1 protein-coding gene is annotated in these 294 nt (G+C 68.4%); it reads right to left on the minus strand.

Translation table 11 applies throughout. The features are described from left to right. Positions 1 to 17 precede the first annotated feature (17 nt). On the minus strand, positions 18 to 294 hold a 277-nt coding region (locus tag EN852_RS39360; RefSeq protein ID WP_210238337.1), incomplete at its 5' end, for a hypothetical protein.

A 294-nucleotide genomic window follows, 5' to 3' on the forward strand; every position in this document is an offset into this window, starting at 1 on the left:
CGGCAAGGTTAGCTTTTTCAGGGCTTGCCGAACGCCGCCCTCAGCGTCTCGAACGGTGCCAGCGCGCCGGCCACGGTGCCCACCAGATCATCGAAATTGCCGCTGTACCAGTAGCCGTTGTCCTTGGCCGGGTACAGGGTGAAGGTGCCGCTGACCGGCACGCGCGCGCCGCTCCGCAGCGCCTGCGTGTAGGCGTCGGTGAACTGCTTGCGCGCGGCCGGGCTGGCATCGGCTGCAAGACTGGCGGCGAACAACGGGCGCACGTTGCCCAGGTCGGGCACCTGGCAGCTGAAG

Source organism: Mesorhizobium sp. M2E.F.Ca.ET.209.01.1.1 (assembly GCF_004010375.2).
GTDB lineage: Bacteria > Pseudomonadota > Alphaproteobacteria > Rhizobiales > Rhizobiaceae > Mesorhizobium.